A 17,969-nucleotide genomic window follows, 5' to 3' on the forward strand; every position below is an offset into this window, starting at 1 on the left:
TACTCTATAGAGCCAAGAAGTGCAAAAACGACTAGGCCATGCAATGAATAGATCCTTGCCCGACACAACCCCGGACGCGCCGCTGTATCGGCAGATCTATCTGCGTTTTCGCCAGTCCATCGCCGACGGCCACCTCAAGCCGGGGGATCGAGTGCCATCGGTGCGCGCGCTGGCAGCCGAATTGAACCTGGCGCGCGGCACGGTAGAAACCGCCTATCAGCTATTGATCAGCGAGGGTTACCTGCTCGCACGCGGACCGGCCGGCACGGTGGTTTCGCAGCTGGTCGACGCCGTTGCGAGCGCGCCGCCCACCCGGCCCGCTCAGGCGCCGCAACCCGCTGTCGTACATCCGGGCACTGCTCCCATGCCCTTGCAGATGGGAATGCCCGCGCTGGACGCGTTCCCGCGCAAACTCTGGAATCGGCTGGCCAGCCGCACATTGCGCCAAGGCGGGCTGGACGCACTCAACTATCCCGACAGCCACGGGGATCTGGCGCTGCGCACCGCGCTGGCGGGTTATCTGGGGATTTCCCGGGGTATCAATTGCCTGCCGGAACAGATCTTCATTTGCGCAGGCTATCGCGGCTGTCTGGATCTGATCTGCCGCAGCCTGATGCACAAAGACGACCGCTGCTGGTTCGAAGATCCCGGTTATTTCATGGCCCACCAGTTTCTCGGCGAAGCCGGCATGCAACTGGTCCCGGTGCCGGTGGACAGTGATGGACTGGTGGTCGAGGCCGGCATCCAGCGCGCACCCGATGCACGCTTTGCGGTGGTCACGCCGACGCATCAAAGCCCGCTGTGCGTTTCCCTGTCGCTGAATCGCCGCCAGGCTCTGCTGGACTGGGCCAATCGTCAGAACAGCTGGATCATCGAGGACGATTACGACAGCGAATACCGTTACAAGGGTCGACCGATCCCGGCGCTCAAGAGCCTGGACGAACACGGCCGGGTTTTGTACTGCGGGACCTTCAGCAAGGTGCTGGTGCCCGGCTTGCGACTCGCGTATCTGGTGGTACCCGAAGCCCAGGTCAACCGGTTCCGCAAAATGGCCGACGACATGCACAACCATTGCCCGCAACTGTGGCAATCCACCGTCGCGACCTTTATCGAGCAAGGCCACTTCCCCCGGCATCTGAAAAAAATGCGCAGCCTCTATGCCCATCGGCGAATGTTGCTGACCAACGCCCTGAGCGTCAGGCTGAGCACACGCTTGTCGGTCAACCTGCAGCTAGGTGGCATGCACCTGTGCGCGGAAATGAGCGAAGGCCTGAACGATCGGGTCATCGCCGCGTCGGCAAGAAAGGCCGGGCTTGCCGTTCAAGCCTTGTCCGACTGGCACCTCACCTCACCCGCCGAACGCGGGCTATTGATGAGTTTTACCAACGTGGCCAGCGAGGCTCAGGCAGCGGAACTGGCTGAGCGCCTGGCGCGGGTGATTGATGAAGTTGAATACATCCAGTAGGACCGGCTTTAGCCGGGAGGAGGCCAGTACATTCGCAGCGGTTGCGTCTTCAGACCTTCCGCCCTCCCGGCTAAAGCCAGTCCTACGGATCTTGTGTGCTAGCCGACATCGCGGAGTACGCGAAGATCCATAGCAGCGAATCGGATTGATTTTGTGAATTATAAACCGTCCACACCTAGGTAATAAAACCGGGCACTCCCGGGTTCGCAGTGAACATTCTATAAACTGTCCAGCCAGCCCGAAACCACCGAATCTGAAGATCGCAATGAAATATAAACCGTCCGCAGACCTAAGCCTTGAAAAAACACTTATTCCTTCAGCTAATAGTTCTGAACCAGCCGTCCGCGGCTTTGCAGATTGCGAATGGACAACTAACATATGCAACCGGTCAGAGCATCAGGAAGCGTCTTCGAGTTGACGTGAGTCGCGAGGGGCATCGGTTGGGAGTTGGTACCGTCGATGAAGGCCAGGCGCTTATTGAAAGTGGCCTTGCCCCTGAAAAACGTAGCCCTTGCCAGGCATCCTATATAGCCGCAAGGATACGACATGACTAAGTCCAACCCAGACCGCGCTGGATACACCCTCGATTTCTTGCGGCCATCCGACCGGTAGATACCGGCCTGAAGCTTACTGCCGCGCCCGTCCGCTGCGTATGTTGACCAGACTCACTTCACCCGGGTCTTAGTGATTGAGCTACCTTGCCGCCCATTTTTCCAACGCTGCTGCTTATTTCCAACCATCTGGATTTGGTGCAGCGCCAAGCGTCAAGAGACCAGGCTTTATTCGTAACAGGCGCGTTTGGCAGCCTTGCTTGGGACGTAGCAGCACTTAGGCAAGCCCAAGCTTGGACCATGAGAGATCGATACGGAAGCTGCGAAAATTCATCTGTAGTTCTGGGTAAGAGCTTTGCATGTCTGTGAGAAGAACGGGATCTCAAAATTTGAAGCGCAAAAACCGACCCGCAGACTACTTCCATAATCATCCCATTCATTGTGAATGGCGTTGATCGAGGATTTAGGATTGGCGTATAGTTCTTTAACTTTCGCAATCTCTTGCGCTTTCATTGTTTTACTGAGACGATTAAAAATGCAAACCGTAGTTTCGAAAATGTCATGACCGCGGAGGAACAGGTACGCATTAGTTTTGCTGAAACCTGCAGCAGTCAAGGCTTGGTCAAACAATAAGTAACTTTCCTTATTCATCGGGATTATGGCTCTATGGGCAGCAGCCGAAATTTCTAGGACAGCCTCTTTAAATGCCGAGTAATCCGTAGAGTTTGCTATTGATAAAGTCACATCAATATTCTTAAGCCGATTTAGGGCTTCGTACAAATCTTCTCTCAGCTTAAGGCCGACAGGTGGAACATATCTTAAAGAAAAAGAGATGAGTTTTATGACTTCAAAAGTGTCAGCACTGACCTCGCCCAATAGCTCAGAGGGTTTGACGCTTAAGTCATTCAAGCGACGCGCAGAAACAGCTTCGAATATGCGATCTGCATAGGCAGGATAAAGGAAGGCATTCTCGATAGAATGAATGTTTGTATAGTAAATGTGGTGATGGTCTTGTACGGATCTGTCGAAAATCGATATGAGGAAACCCTCATCGCTATCCAAGCAATAAATATTGTTTTTCCCTAAAACTATCTCGCCTCTTTCCCTCAAAGCCATCAATCTTTTGCAGCCGGTAGCGACTCTGGCGTCTGCAGAAATGTGATCATCTGCAATCTTCAGATCAAAGCGATAGTTGTCATTGTCCAGCAAAATCGGGCTCCAAAACCGCTTATCGGCTCTGGATTCGACCCATACGACAACCGTCTCTCGGTCGGTTCCGTCCGAATTGAAAAATTTTAGCTTTTCAATATCCCCAGACTCTATGATGAAACCAAACTCCAATGCCGTGGTCATCGCATATCTTCCGTGTTAAAACTTCGCCATGTTAACTATTTGCTCGTGCTCTGTGTTCATTATCAAAAATGGAGAATGCGTAGCAACGATAAATTGAGCGCTTGGAGCAAGCTCTTTCAACGCGGGAAGGATCTTTTTTTGCCATTCGGCGTGAAGTGAAGCCTCAGGCTCATCCAAGAAAAATATAGAGTTATCTCTGTAGAGATATACAGTCAGGAAGAGCGCTAGTAAGGCCTTTTCACCTTTGGAGCAATAGTACCACTCCACAATACTTCCATCAGAAAGTTGCATGCAAATCTTGTTGCTTTTCCATATTAACTCACGCTTCGTAGTCTTGAAGAAGGTATTTAGCGTTGTGAATACTTCGGTCTGTGAGAAAAGTGGCTCGCTTTCCACAGCCAGTGCGTCAGGATCAAGGCGGGCGCGAACAAAGTCCAATGCGTCTTCTTGATCTGCACCTTTACGGTGCTTTTGTGTTCCAGATAGATACTCTTTCATGATTTCTCTGACAGAGCTCTCAAGTTGTCCCGTAACCAGCCCAAGGACAGCTTTAGAGGAAATAAACTCTGTGATTAAAACCATTAGAGTGTTATCTAGACTTGCATCTGCTTTAAATACCGCCTTTTCTAGCTTCCGCTCGTAATTAAAAAAAACTTTGTCGTCAATAAATGCGACTGCATCTAACTCCGATGGGTAATTCTCAATATTTTCAGGCACGTTCAAAAGCGATACACCACCAAAGTTTTTTTGCCATCCATCGGGCGGCGGCTTTCCACCAGTATGGACCGTTTTATCGGTGCTGTTTGCAATAAACTTTTTTGCAGTATTATATAGTTTTTCAAGTGGAAAACGCTTGCCGATTAAACCCTGCATTTTCGATGCTATTTTTTCATTGCCAACTGTGCCCCTATCCATCTTGACCGATATAGCTTCGGTACCGTCCTCGAATGAAATTTTCATTGCCCAATCCTGCGCTTGGGCTGGAAAGTCGTGGTCTCTGATCATGGAAAGTGTCTCCATGACTGCGGCTATGAGACGTGATTTCCCTGAACCATTGTAGCCAGTAAGCACTAAAATGCTTTTCCCGGGGGTAATAGGGATAGCTACAGTTTTTCCCGTCCGAGGCATGTTGTATATTTCAATGCCGCTTAGCCTTCTCAAACTTCTTCACCTGGCAGTTATCAAGCATTTCAATGCTTGGGACAAAAACGTAGATTACCTATGTTTTGCCACTTTTTACAGCCTATCCCACCAATGCATCTGCGAAGCGGTCTGCGCGCGTCCTGTTCAGCAGGTGCGCGCTGGCGTAGCCGTAGGTCTAGGCCGCAGTCCAAGCCAACATTGGTCCTGTCGCACACTGAGCTCAAGCAATGCACGCCAGGATTTAACTGGTGGTATGCCTCGAGCTTCGAACATTTCTTTACTTTGGTCGCTTTGACTTCGAAGAGGAATCCGATTTCGGCTTGAATTGCTCAAAATTTCTAACCATATCATCCGTAGTTGGCTTAGAGAGGCGAGGCAACCTTTTCGGCTTCACAGGTTCCGTCGCCAAGCCAGGGACGACATCGGCCATCCCTTGTTTCGCAGCGCGCTCTTGGACTGTTAGCGATGAATGCAGCACCTTAGTAACTACTCGATGGTGACGGTCAGCGCTCGAAAAGCTGACCACATTGGACCGAGGTTGCTTGGGTAGGTCAAAGGGGCAAAGAAGATCAAGTCTACCGCTGGTTCCGCCTTGAATAGCCATGCGGTGCAGCTCTTCGACCTCACCACGGCTCACCGAATATGCGGTAGAGGCATACGCCTGATCCAGATCGGCTAGGACCACATCGAACCGTCCCGCTGAACGCGCTTCAAGATAGGCAATTTTCAGCAGTCTTACTACCAGGCGCTTAATTCCAAACGTGGCCCTATACAACTCCTCAGCTAATACGGCGGCATCAATTTTCAGGTGCCCATTGCAAACCCTCATACACTCTTGGATGTAATCTTGCCAAGCATGGCTATCAGGTTCGTCTGGCAACATCACGCGCGGGTCGGCTAACAACCGCTGCTTGTCCTCGCTGTTACGCCCCTTCAGCTTGTGCCCTAGGCTGTAGTTACACGCGTAGACCATAGGCGGGCCTATGGCGGTCAAGGTTAAGAGGATATCCGTCACTTTGGCAGCGCCCTGGCCGGTGCTGACATGCTGCGTTTCGTCCAATATTAATAGCGAAATTACATACATGTTGGCCTGCCGTCTGCAGTCATTCAACAGAGAGCCTGCCGTTGGCCCTTTCGCTGCGTCTCTTCCCAAAAAACCTGAAAGCATTTGTTTCCCCGCTGCTTTCCCCCGAGCGCTAGCATGCCAATAGGAACGAATACTTAACGGTCCATTAAAGTGATCGTAGGGGGAATCAGTAGGCTCAGGCATCACCTTCATGAGGGCTGTAATGGTCTGACTCTTACCAATTCCAGCCAAACCGGTCAGACAGACGGGGGTGACTTCGGCTTTGGGAGGATTGTAGATTTTATCAACGTAAGACTCCTCTGTACCAAACATACGCTGTGAGTGTAGTTGTGCCCTGTCGGCCATTTCTTTAATAAACTCTAGGGAAAAATCATTTGGAATAAAGATTTCTTCTAGGGCATTAAAAATAGTTTCTGCTGCAATGTGGCTGTGCATCAGACTGAGCCCGGCGAGGGGCTTAGGCCTGACGGTGACAACGGCGCGAATTCTATCGATATCTGAGCACCCGTCAAATCGTGAAAGAATTGAATTGTTCATTTTTTGCGCCCCAAGAAGTGAGCATAGTCGGCGTCATCGCGAGATGTAGAGGCGCCTTTTCTAACCTGGCCCGCCACCCATTTACCAGCGTCCCATTCCTTTCCGGTGATTCCTTGAAATCTATCTTCATAAAGTTGATCGGATGCGAGGCTTTTATCGTCCTGTAAAGAATTACGATTTCGCCGACGCTCATCAATAAATTTCAGCTCCTCAAGAGTGACATCACCACTTCCCTCCAGAGCCCTTATCGGTAGCACAAAGCTAAGTTCAAATAACTCGTTTTCCAACTCTATCCAAATATGGCGAACACACATGTTCAGCACGTATGCTTTTGCGTGAATAACTCCCTTTCTGGCTACGCGTTCAAAAACGCCGGTTTCCATGAGGGCGTTTGAGCGATATTTCCGGCCATACAGGTAAACTGCATCCTTTCTGATAGTGACGGGCTGGGGCGTTAGAAACGTCCTGACGGCCTCGTCGAACGGCATCATGACTGAGTGGTCCCGTCCGACCTCATGGTAGTAATTCCATATGCCTTGTGGAGTCGGCGGTACCCCTGCGAGGTAGAGATCTTCTGTCATTCTTCCTGATGCATTGGAGCCGTGATTGTCCTTGAGTACCTGTAGGATTTCACGTTTGGCCATTTCAACGAAGTTATGAGAGCTGTGGAAGTAGGCCGGCTGATCATTGAATTTCTTATCACGGGGATGAGAAGATTCAATACTTGCCTTTCCCTGGCCGGAGTAGCTGGGCGGCAGTTCGAGGGCTCCCAACCACCTGATTTCAGGCAAGCAATCGAATCCCGCAGCAGGTCCTCTGTCTACGATCATGTCACTGGCTAGCCCCTGACAAGGCCATTCGCCGGGCAATATCAAGCAGCCATGCAGTTCCCCATACTTAACCTTGCCAATCGCTTGGGAAAACAAGCAATTCCTGTAGGCCTCCATGTTCTCTCGACTGGTAGCAAACCCAATACCTGTGATTTGGCCGGACAGATCACACACCGATCTGACTACGCAAAAACCGTCGACCGCACTATCCTCCGTCAAACCTGAGAGTTTTTCCGAAACGTAATATCCATCGAATTCAACTCTTTGATTTACAACTAGCAACCTCTCCGAAAAGCTTCCGACATCGCCTGACTGAGCCCGTGCCTTAGAAGGACCTTTTTCTTCGATAGCACGCGATGCTCGTACCGTTTGCAAAATCACCCAGCGCCGGAACTGACCATAACTTGGAAACGGCTTTCCTTCGGGATTAATCCATTCCTCACCGGTCGAAATGCAACCAAATACATTGGTTAGAACCTTACGATAGATTTTCGCCATTGTTTTGTACTTGGATTTATTGGCCAGATACCCTTTCAGGATGCCTGCTTTCATTTCCGGGGTGGCAGGATGGCCCGCTTTTTTGCCAGTCCCTGAAGGGCGTCCAAGCTTATTAGGGCTGGCCTTTTCGTCCCTATCCCAACGTCCGATGTTATGCAATCGGGGCATGAGAGCCCACTTGTTCCGCCCAAAGATGAGGTAGGTGTAGAACCATAACCTCACCCTGTTGGCGTTCAGTTTTTGGCTACGGGCACATGTACCGATCTCTGCACCGGGGTCATCCATCCCCAAAATCTCCCTCGCTCGTGGGACCAGTTCTGCAATCGCCAAATACCTACGGTCTACCTTTTCTAGGTAGCTCTCCTTGGTATGAATTCTGCGATGCTCAAGTTGGGAAATAGACACACCCTGAATAGACGCCAGCCACGGCGGATAGATTTCGCCATCTTCTAGCTCTACCACCTCCTCATTATCGATGGCCGACTCAAACTCTACGGAGGACATTGTTATCAACCGAGCGCAGATCTCGCCGCCTGATTCGGTGAACAGGACAAACCTTACGCGGTTACATGCCGCATCGTTCTGCAGAAAGTAGTACGTATGGTTCTTGGATAACCCTTTGTAACCCTCAGGGGCGACGATGCGTGATCCAGTAATCATGGCTGTTCGCCACCGAATAGGCTGGCATATTCGACAACGAGATCTCCTCCCTCGCTGAAGAGAGGATGGTCGATTTGCAACGGTCGGAGCAGATTAACCCGCAGATTGCGGTACCAAATGTCTTGGTATATACGCGTTAAGAACTGGTCCCTATGGCCCCATCGGGCACCATATCGGATGGCGACTTCGGCTACCGGATCACCGATCCTAACCGCTTCACTAATATCGCTGCTGTAATCAGCCAAAAGAAGCGGGTCAAGCGTAAGCTCGCGCCCATGTGCAGCCCAAAGGAGGTCGAGGTTCCCCCTGGCTACGGGACTGATTAGCTCGGGTGATAGCTGAACTGTCCGGATCCCTAGTCGCTCGTAGTATTCTTCCTCTAGCCGAAACCTTAGCTCCGCATGATCGCGGTCTTTCTTCAATTGCGTTCGGGTCTTAAGTTTAGATCTACGGCGCTCAGCAAAATCCTCCTGTGTGGACTTGATTGTCCAGTTGATGGTATGCGTCCGGGCATCACGCCTTGCGTGATTAGGCCGGCTGCCACCTATGCGGCAGCAACTGATCAATTTCACTCGCTCGCTGCGTTGGTAGGCGCGTAAGGACATCCTTCAGATATGCGTACGGATCATGGCCATTGAGCCGCGCAGACTGGATCAAACTCATAATCGCCGCCGCCCGTTTGCCGCTGCGCAGCGAACCTGCAAAGAGCCAGTTTTTGCGACCCAACGCCCACGGTCGGATTTGGTTCTCGCACCAATTATTGTCAATGGGTACGGCCCCGTCATCGAGGTAGCGCGACAACGCTGCCCAGCGTTTCAGGCTGTAATCCAGTGCTCTGCTGATGGCTGAGCCTTCAGGCACGAGATCGCGCTGGGCCATCATCCAGGCATGCAGCCTATCCATCACCGGTACGGCTTTTTCTTGCCGTATTCGGCGCCGTAAATCCGGCTCCAGGTCGCGCACTTCACTCTCGATTTCGTAAAGCAACTGGATGTAGCGCAGGGCCTGTTCGGCGAGCGTGCTCTTGTTGGTCGCGTGCAGTTCGAAGAACTTGCGCCGCGCATGGGCCATGCAACCGATCTCGGTCACGCCGAGTGCGAAGCTGGCCTTGTAGCCGCCAAAATCATCACAGACCAGTTTACCCTTCCAGTCTTGCAGGAAGTTGCGAGCATGTTCACCAGCGCGGCTGGGGCTGAAGTCATAAACAACAGCTGCTGTTTCGCAGAACTGGCTGGTGGCGTAGGCCCAAACATAGGAGCGGTGAGTCTTCTTCGTTCCCGGCATGAGCATTTGCACCGGTGTTTCATCGGCATGAACAACCTGTTGCCCTAGCACTACGTCGCGCAGTGCATCGACCAGAGGTTGCAGCTGCACCCCAGTCACACCCACCCATTGAGCCAAAGTTGAACGTGGAATCGCCAAGCCGGCACGACCGAAGATCGATTCCTGACGGTAAAGCGGCAGGTGGTCGGCAAACTTGGCGATCATGACGTGGGCCAACAGCCCGGCGGTTGGGATGCCCTTATCAATAATCTGTGCAGGAACCGGTGCCTGAATCAGCGTTTCGCAGTTATCACAGACCCATTTGCCACGGACATGGCGTTCAACGGTAAATACGCCGGGCGTGTAGTCCAGCTTTTCGCTGACGTCCTCACCGATACGCTTGAGTGCGCAGCCACATGGGCAGTGAGTGTTGTCCGGCTCGTGATGGATTAGCGTGCGTGGAAACTCTGCCGGCAAAGCAGTGCGTTTGGGCTTTTGCTTTTTCTCGGTCGGAGCCAGCACTGTTTGCAAGGCTTGAAGCTCTGCTTCAATCGCCGCGATATCGGTATCGATCAGGTCATCGAGCAAGCTGGCCTGTTCAGGATTCATCTGCTCGCTACGCTTGGCAAACTTCAAACGCTTGAGTTGTGCGATCTCGTGGGTGAGCTTCTCGATAACCGTTTGATCGCGGTTGATCTTCTTGCCCATCGTCTCAACCGTCTTACCCAGTGTGTCGACTTGATGGTCGAGCGTCTCGACACGCTGTATCAACTGCGCCGCCAAAGCGCGCAGTTGTTCAGGGGTAAGGTGGTCGAGATTGGGGAGCGAAGTCATGGCGCCGATTTTGCCAGAGCAAGCAGTTCGCGGCGATAGACCGATAGGCTAATGGCAGCCGTTAAAGCAGTGTGATCGAGCCGCCGGAGCCTACGCGTTGCCATGGCAGGCCCAGTACTAAAGCCTGAAGTTGCTCGGGAGCCAACTCCAGTTCAGAGCCTTGGCGAATACCTGGCCAGTGGAACTTGCCTTGGTTCAACCGGCGCGCCGCCAGCCATATTCCGAAGCCGTCATGCACCAGCACTTTCATGCGATTGGCGCGGCGGTTGGCGAACAGATAAGCACAGTGCGGCTTCGCCGCACCGAACACCGAGATCACCCTGGCCAATGCCGTCTCGGTACCGGCGCGCATGTCCATCGGCTCGGTGGCGAGCCAGATGGCATCGATGCGGATCAAAGAACAAGCCCTCGGACAAAGCGGGCGCATCCGTCAGGGTCGGAAGTTGGCCATTTCACGATGAGCGATTGCTCGCCAAGCGCCAGCGCAATGATCGCTGACGCTTCGGTCTTATGTTTTGGTTCAACCGGCGCGACTTTCAAAGGAATGAAAGCTGGCAGCGCGACTGCCTGCCGATCACGGTAAAGCGGTATCCACCGGCGAACGACATTGGCATTAATCCCGTGACTCATCGCAATAGCTGCCACGGAAACACCGGGCTGCTCGCACTCTTGAACGACTTGGGTCTTGAAGGATTTCGGGTATGACTTACGTTGGCGCATGACGATCCTGGCATTAAGGGTAATTGCATCCGCTTAAAATACGCGGACACAATCGCCCTTATTGCTCGGGCTCGGAAGGCGTGTTCCCCGGCCCCTTACAGTTGATGGCATAGGGGACACCGTCGGTAGACGTGAGGTAAAGCAGTAAATCTCCCTGGTAGGGAAATGGATGCCAGTTACGTGCCCCATCCTCGTCGGTGACGCAAATGGCGAAATGCTCGAACCCAATCGACTCAGCGATCTCTAACGTACCCACCACTGGAGGCAGAAACTTTCCGCGTGTTAGGGGGTGTCCGTACAACGGATGGACGGTGGGAACGGGGGAGAGCATTTTTTGTTCATGCAGATCAAAAAGTCGTGGATGATGAAGGGCTAACTGTATGAACAGCCTCTCAGGCGACGATAAGGCGTGTAGATTACGGCCTAGTTTGCTGCTAACTAAGCGGCTTACGCGCGAACCTCTCGGTGCCTCGGAAACTTGAGCCAGTACTGAGGGCGTGTATTGATCACCCCAGTGGAAGTTTCGCTGACGCTCAATAATTAGGCTGTATCTTTGATGCGGTTTCATCCGCGCTTATCCATTTCACCGTACTTCCGGGAGTATTTTGGATCGCACAAAATACTCGCCAGAAAGTAACTATTTTAAAAACATTCACGCAGACAAATGCGTCGCAGTTTACGATAGGTTATTTTCTTGGGATGAACGGAGCCGGTGCGGGGCTTGACGCCCTACACAAGTGGATAGACAATGGATTTGTCAGGGCTTCGAAATCTGACAATCCAACAGAGGCCCAAGTGCGACCTTGGGCCTCTGTCTATCTGACTCCTAGCGTTTAGCAGGGTGTCATAGTGATACCTCTCAATTCCGGTTTCAGGCCTGCGTGGCAAGCGGTGAGGGATCTTCGACCCCGTTCACCCTGCGTGGTCCTCTGCGAGCATCGCTGCCCCTCAGCTCCTCCTCGCGGCTCAACGCTTCGCGCGACGTATATATTTATTGCTGCGTACTTTCCAACTCTGAAGTAACGCATAGCGAAGAATGTTAACGCTAGCAAAGTACCGTTGACAACAAAAAGTGCACCTCTCGAGGTGGAAACATGTCGCGAGGCTCATGCCTCCTGCGTTTCATGTCATGTAACTCGCCAGTGAATTTATGAAACTTCTTATCCCACAGCAATATTTTCGAAGTTTTATCGCCTGACAAGCTGTGCTCCAAGGATTATTTTTTTATAAGCCCATTCCTCTTATGACAACTGGTGTTTTGCCAGTCCCTTAAGGTGCCTTCTACAATGCTGACGTAGATCCGCGGGTACCGGTCATGGACAGCATACGGACGTCAGCACAGCAGGCGGCCCCCCCACCTTTCCCTCGCTGGTATGAGGACGAGATCTTTTTTAGCCTATGCAGCCGGCAGCACATACTGCTTGGCAACGTCCAGCCAAGGGAAACCGCCGCTGCGCTTTTCGGCGTGCAGGAGCGAGGCATAAAACATGATTTTCCTTTCAATCTCGACGCCTTCGAAACGAACACACAGGGCGCATTAGGAAGCGCGGACGAGATTATTGCCCAGAGGACCATTCTTCCGTTCTTCGCTCCTTTTCAGTCTGACAGCGCCGTCCAGGCAGCCGTCAAAGCTATGAAATCGCAGAGCCTTGGCTCAATTAAATATCGACTAGGACTTCTGACCGGTCGCTACGGTGCAGAGCATGCTCTCAAAGCCTGCACAACGTGCATGAACCAAGACACCGCCGAAAAGGGCGTTGCGTACTGGCACCTAATTCATCAATACCCCGGGGTAATCGTTTGTCCATCTCATGGATGCCTCCTCAAGAGTTGCACTGCCAATCGAAGGTGGTCGGGGCGTTTCCAGTGGACTTTGCCAAGCGCGGGGATTCTCTCCCCCGTTGCCAATGGGCAGTTATCAACCGCGCAATACGATGCTCTCACGTCATTAGCGACCGCGGCCTCCTGCCTTGCCTCTATAGGACTTGGCAATCACCTTGATCCTCAAATTGTCACTCGGGTGTACCGCCAAGCTTTGAACATAACTACAAGATCACGAGTCAGCCTGTCCAACGTTGCCAGATCATTTGTGACTCACACGTCGATGCTCCACGACTTCTACCCGTTCCATTCACTCCCCAGCTCAACCGATGGCGCAATGGCTTTTATTGGAGGACTTATTCGCTCCCCTCGCGGGCACAGTCACCCACTCAAGCACTTGGTCTTGATCATCTGGCTGTTCGAAAGCTTCGATGCATTTTTACGTGCTTACCAGGAGATGATGGATGTGAAAACCCTGGAAGATGCAGAAGAGTACGAAGCAGGCCCGGTGTCTGCGTCTAAATCCGCCACTAGGCTCCATGATGTTGCCGCTACGGGGAAACCAAGACCGAAAGTTCTCAAGCCTGCCATCAGAACTAAGATCATGGAGCTGTTGACCAACGGAGCCGACAAAATGACCATCTGCGCAGCCTTTGAAATTACGGTTTCAACCGTAAATAAGCTTCTCCAGTCAGAACCATTGGTCCAACAGGCATGGGCCCAGCGCCGATTCGATGAGGCAAGAGCCCTCCGCCGGAAGGACTTGACCGCCTTGGTTAATAAAATGCCCCGACTAAGTGCCAAAGCGCTTCGCGAGCGTTTACCGGCTACCTACGCTTGGTTGTATCGAAATGACAAAGCGTGGCTGCTGGCACAAACCGCCCAGCTTCCCACCATCAAGCGAGGCAATCATTCCAAAGTGGACTGGTCGGCCAAGGACCATGCTCTGCGAAGCCTAGTCGAGCAGTCACTCTTGAATTGCTTCGGCGCTGCCTCTGGCCTTCAGCTGAGCAAAGCTGAGCTTTACTCCTTGATACCCTGCCTCCCTAGCTGCTTGGAGAAGAAGGATCAATATCGCGGTACCCGCGCATTTCTGGCGACAATTCAGAGCGGAGTTTAGATATCCGGTCACGACACGATGTGTTGAGGAAGGTAGTTCTGGATAAGCCAGGAGATGGCAGATGCAGCCCGCCAAGACTCACGAAAACAGGTTGAAAATCTCCAAACATGGAGAGGTAGACGTGCAACGTCTAATATTCGGGATACGTGCTGTCTCCGGAACGACGCGACTCAACTGTATTCCGGTTGAGATCATCTCAGAGGCTCTAGGACATGACCGCGAAAAATAGAAGCGATGGGATAACACCCCGAGCTGACACACAGAACATATCTCCGAAACCGACATCGGTAGACGTAGAGCAACTGCGGCTGGAGGCCACTGAAGCACCACGATTTCCTTCACGGGAAAAAATCCACATGCACGCAACCTTGCTGAGCGATTAGCCGAAATGCTTACCCGGGCCAAAACCGAGATTCTGGCAGGCGGACGGTTTCTGACGCATGAAGGCTTGGCACAGCAGCTAAATATGGACGCAAGGACGCTCCGGATCTCGCTGGTTCAAGCGGAGGCGCGGCGGCAGATCTTTTCGGTAGAGCATGAAGGCGAACTTCTTTATCCCAACTATGCGTTCCTGACCAACGGCAACCTAACTCCTAGCCTGCAAGATGTGCTCACCGTCCTGCATCCCCAGAAGGACGGTTGGGATTTGGCATTCTGGTTCAGATCTCCGAATACCTTCCTCGACAACAAGCGGCCCGAGGATGTCATCAATGAAAACCCTGGAAAGATAGTGGCTGCGGCTCATGAGGAGGCCAGCAACTTCATGCCGGGATAATCCTTACATAGATTGTTGGCACGCTCCTCGCAGCGCAGGAATTAGGAATATTATCCGTACCAAAGGGTCATCTAATGTTTGCCGAAGCGATGCGCGAGACTGCCTACCACCACTACCGTCTGCGTATGGAAGCATTACTTCACATCCCGTTGGAGGCTTCTGCGGAACATATCCATGAACAGATAGAGAATGGCTTCCCGGCGTCTGCAGTGAAAACGCTCCTTGAGCTCGGAGCAATAAGCCCAATCACGCGTGATTGCATTGTGCCGCTCAGGACCCTCAAACGACGGCTGGCGAACGATCAGCAATTGACGCCGATTGAGAGTCATCGTCTTTTTCAGGTGGTGCATATCACCGCGCTGGCTGAAGCACTGTTCGGAAATCCTTCGAAAGCGAGACGTTGGCTGAGTAAGCCCAGGGAATGTTTGTCAGGCAAACGGCCGGTTGACTTGCTGTTCACAACGCCAGGGGCGCGCCATGTCGAACAAATGCTTGTACGTATAGCGGAAGGCTTCGCGTTCTAAAGCGCTATCACTCCACCGTTACGCATTGCCACTGCTTCACATCTAATGGTCTTCCGCGCCGGTCTCGTGCGAACGACCGCGTAAGCACTACTGACTCAGATGTACCAATAGCCGCCTGTGGCGCATGGCGATAATTGTCAGCACATGAGCAGAGTGGAGAGTTCTCAGTGATACACCCCCCATTCCATGCGCGTTAAAAAATCATCGACCAGCTCAAAACCCACTGGATTAATGAGCATGCGCAGGGGAGTAGCCCAGTTGAGACCGACTGCTGGTGTCGACATCCAATCCTCAGCATCCTTGGGGCCAGCAAAAACACGTGTAGCTTTATCTAGAGTTTGAGCAAAACGGAGGACCCGTGCAGTTTGGTCGCGGTTCAAATTCTGGCCTTCGCTACTTAGACGACGTAGGGAGCGGAATGAAAGCCCGGTTATCTGCGAAAGAATCCGGTCATCGCGGAGAAGAGCTACGGCCGACGCGTATTCACGTACGTCTGCTGCCGAAATTCCGCGCTCGATCAGTTCGTAGATCGCAACACGATCTGCAAAGGAGGCGCAGCCCCCCAACAAAATGCCGGCAGGACTTCCATCTATTAGACCGGAGGGATCAAGCCCAACCTTCTCCGGACCGCTGCCTGGTCCCAAGTTTTCTAATCGGCCTGCAACCATGTTTTTCGGCCTCACTTGTCAAATTTCTAATGAATGGCATACGCGGCGCTTGAAGTCTGAGGGTGGCAGCTCAAAAAAGCTGGCTTTAGAGCCGTTGCTCGAGCGGCCGCATATCCACCTAGTTGAACGACGGCCGTTCAAGATACGATCGAATCGTCCGGCTTTAGCACTAGCCTCAGGCACGCACCGAGCAGATACACCGCACCTACCCTTGAAGAGTTGGTGACGATTAGTGCCTGGGCAGAGGCGACGCACTTGCTTGTTCGCGAAGGCAGCCTGGAGGGTCTTTGACCGAGCAAATTGCTCTTGAACGGACTTGACAACAGCGCTCTAGGTGGGTCTCCTTCCTGCGAATTGCCAAGCAAATGAGTACTCCCGTGCTGGGACTCTGTCCGCTTCTGGCCCAGAGTGTGTAAAAACGCGCTGGTGTACTGTCGGCGCGCAGCGCCGACGGTTGTTAGCCGCGTAGTTGCTCGCAGCAAGCTTACGGCTCGTCACTAGGGGTCGTTGAGGCTTCAGAGAGGCTTCTGGCGAGCCAAGTAGGCAACGAAGCCAACCCTTTCAGGCCGACAACGCCTCCATTAAGCTGGTGGTGCCGAGGATTTTCATAACCCGCTTCATGTTGTAGGCGAGTACGTTCAAGCTCATTTCTGCACTGACGCCTTCCAGCCTTCGCGTCAAAAAATGCGTTGCGCCCATCCATTGTTTAAGCGTCCCAAAGGGATGACCTCGTCACGGGTTGGCACTCCACCGGGATCCCGAACATTGCCATGTTCGTGAACATCACCGGCGATGCCTTTCCCGAAGGCGATCTCTCGCTACTTCCCGACGGCCCAAGCGCTGAGCAGCGTGAGGCTCATCGCGCCCGCGCTGTGGCTGAGGTGACAGGGGCGGACGGTAAAGTTGCACGCTCAATGATCGAGACTGTCAACGGCTATAGCTACACCCCATTGACGGCGGTGGAGGCGGCGCGGCGAGTGCTCGGCGGGGATCGCAGGCCTGGCTTTGAAACGCCGGCACGGGTGTTCGGGGTCGGGTTTGCCGAGACCATTGCAGGGACGACCATCACCGACGTCTAGAGCGCTACAGCGCTTCAACTTCACGTTCATCAAAGTCCGACTGGGCCTGCATGACTGCCGGCAGATGATTGATCGTCCAGAGGTACAAGGCCCGGAACGGATCCTCCAGCGTGCGGCCCAACGGCGTGATGCTGTACTCCACCGCTATCTGTGAGGATGGGATCACCCGACGGGACAGGATGCCGTTGCGCTCAAGCCGACGCAGTGCCTGAGTCAAGGCTTTTTGGGTGATGCCTTCCAGACAGCGCTTGAGTTCATTGAACCGCAGCGGCTTCTGGCACAACGCAGCGAGGATCAGCACTGACCACTTGTCCGCGATCTGATCCAGCAAGTAACGGCTAGAACAATCGACTGTGTTGCCTGTGTCTGAGCCGATTTGAGCCAAGGTCCGATCACCTGTTTCCTGCATGCGGTTTCCTCCGATATACCTGATGACTTCAAAGTGCGTAATTGATATCTGGTATACAAAATATACCATGACGACTCACTTCACATCAGGCGTTAACCATGTCGTCCACCTATTCCCAAGAAATTGCAGACAAGTTCGCAGTCGTTGAAACCCTGTACCGATTTGCCGCTGGTATTGATCTGCGCGACAACGAACTGCTTGCGTCGGCGTTTGCAGAGAATGCCGTTTCCGACTTCGGGCCTGCCGCAGCCAAAGCGGGTTTTGAATACCCAGTGCTGGAAGGTCGAGACACTATCGTCTCGGCTCTTTCGGGTTCACTCGGCCAGATCGACACGACGCATTCCGTCAGCAACCCTCGGGTCAGCCTTGACGGTGACAAGGCGCATCTGGAAGCACTCGTCGAAGCACAACACGTGCTGCAAAACGATCACTCGCGCCACTACCTCATGAAAAACCGTTATGACGTCGAATTGGTCAGGCAGGGCGGGATGTGGCTGATTCAGCGCGTCACGGTCGACAACGTCTGGCGGACAGGAGATCCGGCCGTTCTCTCCGGCGTTTAATAAGCCTGGCTCGGTGGGCCGTATCGATAGCACTCAGGGTGCCCACCTACCTTGTCCCTGATAAACGTC

Annotated in this window: 14 protein-coding genes and 2 pseudogenes; 6 read left to right on the plus strand and 10 right to left on the minus strand. The window is 53.0% G+C overall.

Annotation, left to right across the window (positions count from 1 at the left end):
* Window positions 1-43: 43 nt before the first annotated feature.
* Window positions 44-1,465: a PLP-dependent aminotransferase family protein gene (locus tag AABC73_RS28655; RefSeq protein ID WP_341521868.1), complete on the plus strand. Its 1,422-nt coding sequence runs from the start codon at window positions 44-46 to the stop codon at window positions 1,463-1,465.
* Between the two features lie 881 nt (window positions 1,466-2,346).
* Here AABC73_RS28655 and AABC73_RS28660 read toward each other — a convergent pair.
* The 7 genes from AABC73_RS28660 to AABC73_RS28690 all read right to left on the minus strand — a co-directional run bounded on the left by AABC73_RS28660 (window position 2,347) and on the right by AABC73_RS28690 (window position 10,941).
* Window positions 2,347-3,369 carry a DUF4435 domain-containing protein gene (locus tag AABC73_RS28660; RefSeq protein WP_341521869.1) on the minus strand — a complete coding sequence of 341 codons (1,023 nt, stop codon included), beginning with the start codon at window positions 3,367-3,369 and terminating at the stop codon, window positions 2,347-2,349.
* Window positions 3,370-3,384: 15 nt separating this feature from the next.
* Complete coding sequence (locus tag AABC73_RS28665; RefSeq protein WP_341521870.1) at window positions 3,385-4,530, minus strand: AAA family ATPase; 1,146 nt, start codon at window positions 4,528-4,530, stop codon at window positions 3,385-3,387.
* Window positions 4,531-4,789: 259 nt separating this feature from the next.
* Complete coding sequence (locus AABC73_RS28670) at window positions 4,790-6,136, minus strand: hypothetical protein (protein WP_341521871.1); 1,347 nt, start codon at window positions 6,134-6,136, stop codon at window positions 4,790-4,792.
* Window positions 6,133-8,124 carry a transposase gene (locus AABC73_RS28675; protein WP_341521872.1) on the minus strand — a complete coding sequence of 664 codons (1,992 nt, stop codon included), beginning with the start codon at window positions 8,122-8,124 and terminating at the stop codon, window positions 6,133-6,135. The genes AABC73_RS28670 and AABC73_RS28675 overlap by 4 nt, the downstream gene beginning before the upstream one ends.
* A 528-nt stretch (window positions 8,125-8,652) precedes the next feature.
* Window positions 8,653-10,221 (minus strand): IS66 family transposase, encoded by a 1,569-nt coding sequence (locus AABC73_RS28680; RefSeq protein WP_341521454.1) that lies wholly within the window; start codon window positions 10,219-10,221, stop codon window positions 8,653-8,655.
* A 61-nt stretch (window positions 10,222-10,282) separates the two neighbouring features.
* The gene (tnpB, locus tag AABC73_RS28685; RefSeq protein WP_230000024.1) at window positions 10,283-10,618 is read right to left on the minus strand and encodes an IS66 family insertion sequence element accessory protein TnpB; all 336 of its coding nucleotides are present in this window, start codon (window positions 10,616-10,618) and stop codon (window positions 10,283-10,285) included.
* Window positions 10,615-10,941: a transposase gene (locus tag AABC73_RS28690; RefSeq protein WP_341521453.1), complete on the minus strand. Its 327-nt coding sequence runs from the start codon at window positions 10,939-10,941 to the stop codon at window positions 10,615-10,617. The genes tnpB and AABC73_RS28690 overlap by 4 nt, the downstream gene beginning before the upstream one ends.
* A gap of 1,315 nt (window positions 10,942-12,256) precedes the next feature.
* Here AABC73_RS28690 and AABC73_RS28695 point away from each other — a divergent pair.
* The 3 genes from AABC73_RS28695 (at window position 12,257) to AABC73_RS28705 (ending at window position 15,181) form a co-directional block, all read left to right on the plus strand.
* The gene (locus AABC73_RS28695) at window positions 12,257-13,882 is read left to right on the plus strand and encodes a TnsD family Tn7-like transposition protein (RefSeq protein ID WP_341521873.1); all 1,626 of its coding nucleotides are present in this window, start codon (window positions 12,257-12,259) and stop codon (window positions 13,880-13,882) included.
* A 388-nt stretch (window positions 13,883-14,270) separates the two neighbouring features.
* The gene (locus AABC73_RS28700; protein ID WP_341521874.1) at window positions 14,271-14,657 is read left to right on the plus strand and encodes a hypothetical protein; all 387 of its coding nucleotides are present in this window, start codon (window positions 14,271-14,273) and stop codon (window positions 14,655-14,657) included.
* Between the two features lie 74 nt (window positions 14,658-14,731).
* Complete coding sequence (locus AABC73_RS28705) at window positions 14,732-15,181, plus strand: antitoxin Xre/MbcA/ParS toxin-binding domain-containing protein (protein ID WP_341521875.1); 450 nt, start codon at window positions 14,732-14,734, stop codon at window positions 15,179-15,181.
* Window positions 15,182-15,345: 164 nt separating this feature from the next.
* Here the strand turns inward: AABC73_RS28705 and AABC73_RS28710 are convergent, their stop codons facing one another.
* Together AABC73_RS28710 and AABC73_RS28715 are read right to left on the minus strand one after the other, a co-directional pair.
* Window positions 15,346-15,849, minus strand: coding sequence for an antitoxin Xre/MbcA/ParS toxin-binding domain-containing protein (locus tag AABC73_RS28710; RefSeq protein WP_341521876.1), 504 nt, complete (start codon window positions 15,847-15,849; stop codon window positions 15,346-15,348).
* A gap of 561 nt (window positions 15,850-16,410) precedes the next feature.
* Window positions 16,411-16,575: pseudogene (locus AABC73_RS28715) on the minus strand (IS5/IS1182 family transposase); the annotation flags it as partial.
* On the opposite strand from AABC73_RS28715, the pseudogene AABC73_RS28720 reads away from it, so the two are divergent.
* Window positions 16,575-16,928, plus strand: a pseudogene (locus AABC73_RS28720) (hypothetical protein); the annotation flags it as partial. The pseudogenes AABC73_RS28715 and AABC73_RS28720 sit on opposite strands and share 1 nt — an antisense overlap.
* Window positions 16,929-16,932: 4 nt before the next feature.
* Here the strand turns inward: AABC73_RS28720 and AABC73_RS28725 are convergent.
* Window positions 16,933-17,337 (minus strand): helix-turn-helix domain-containing protein, encoded by a 405-nt coding sequence (locus AABC73_RS28725; RefSeq protein ID WP_341521877.1) that lies wholly within the window; start codon window positions 17,335-17,337, stop codon window positions 16,933-16,935.
* Between the two features lie 98 nt (window positions 17,338-17,435).
* On the opposite strand from AABC73_RS28725, the gene AABC73_RS28730 reads away from it, so the two are divergent.
* Entirely contained in the window at window positions 17,436-17,900 is a 465-nt protein-coding gene (locus tag AABC73_RS28730; RefSeq protein ID WP_341521878.1) for a nuclear transport factor 2 family protein, read from the plus strand.
* Window positions 17,901-17,969 lie beyond the last annotated feature (69 nt).

Origin of the sequence: Pseudomonas sp. G.S.17, from assembly GCF_038096165.1 — a bacterium.
GTDB lineage: Bacteria > Pseudomonadota > Gammaproteobacteria > Pseudomonadales > Pseudomonadaceae > Aquipseudomonas.

Excerpts from the sequence above, each read along its gene's own strand:
- AABC73_RS28680 (WP_341521454.1), bottom strand. The coding sequence starts at position 10,221 with ATGACTTCGCTCCCCAATCTCGACCACCTTACCCCTGAACAACTGCGC.
- AABC73_RS28705 (WP_341521875.1), top strand. The coding sequence starts at position 14,732 with ATGTTTGCCGAAGCGATGCGCGAGACTGCCTACCACCACTACCGTCTG.
- AABC73_RS28690 (WP_341521453.1), bottom strand. The coding sequence starts at position 10,941 with ATGCGCCAACGTAAGTCATACCCGAAATCCTTCAAGACCCAAGTCGTT.
- AABC73_RS28725 (WP_341521877.1), bottom strand. The coding sequence starts at position 17,337 with ATGCAGGAAACAGGTGATCGGACCTTGGCTCAAATCGGCTCAGACACA.
- AABC73_RS28700 (WP_341521874.1), top strand. The coding sequence starts at position 14,271 with ATGCTTACCCGGGCCAAAACCGAGATTCTGGCAGGCGGACGGTTTCTG.
- AABC73_RS28730 (WP_341521878.1), top strand. The coding sequence starts at position 17,436 with ATGTCGTCCACCTATTCCCAAGAAATTGCAGACAAGTTCGCAGTCGTT.
- AABC73_RS28655 (WP_341521868.1), top strand. The coding sequence starts at position 44 with ATGAATAGATCCTTGCCCGACACAACCCCGGACGCGCCGCTGTATCGG.
- AABC73_RS28670 (WP_341521871.1), bottom strand. The coding sequence starts at position 6,136 with ATGAACAATTCAATTCTTTCACGATTTGACGGGTGCTCAGATATCGAT.
- AABC73_RS28660 (WP_341521869.1), bottom strand. The coding sequence starts at position 3,369 with ATGACCACGGCATTGGAGTTTGGTTTCATCATAGAGTCTGGGGATATT.
- AABC73_RS28695 (WP_341521873.1), top strand. The coding sequence starts at position 12,257 with ATGGACAGCATACGGACGTCAGCACAGCAGGCGGCCCCCCCACCTTTC.
- AABC73_RS28675 (WP_341521872.1), bottom strand. The coding sequence starts at position 8,124 with ATGATTACTGGATCACGCATCGTCGCCCCTGAGGGTTACAAAGGGTTA.
- AABC73_RS28710 (WP_341521876.1), bottom strand. The coding sequence starts at position 15,849 with ATGGTTGCAGGCCGATTAGAAAACTTGGGACCAGGCAGCGGTCCGGAG.